Origin of the sequence: Pollutimonas rozaliensis, assembly GCF_048751585.1 — a bacterium.
Classification (GTDB): Bacteria; Pseudomonadota; Gammaproteobacteria; order Burkholderiales; family Burkholderiaceae_B.
On record NZ_JAZHOB010000341.1, the window covers coordinates 1 to 240 of the forward strand.

Annotated in this window: 1 pseudogene; it reads right to left on the reverse strand. The window is 57.1% G+C overall.

The annotated features are described in order from the left end of the window. A pseudogene (locus V0R37_RS23160) lies at nucleotides 1-223 on the reverse strand (hypothetical protein); the annotation flags it as partial. Nucleotides 224-240: the final 17 nt, after the last annotated feature.

A 240-nucleotide genomic window follows, 5' to 3' on the forward strand; every position in this document is an offset into this window, starting at 1 on the left:
AGTGCAGCGCATGGCGCAGGTTGGTTCTGCCTGAGGAGAGGCCTTGGTCTGGCCACAGCAGCTCCGCAAGGGCGGCACGATTGACGGGCTGGCGATGAAGCAGCAGGTACACCAGCAGCGCCTTGACTTTGTCGTAGCTGAAATGAGTGAGCACGTCCTCCCCTTGAGTCAAGGAGAAGTGACCAAACAGGGTCAACTGATCTGTCTGTTGAGCATCACGCATGTTACACATCCTGCCTT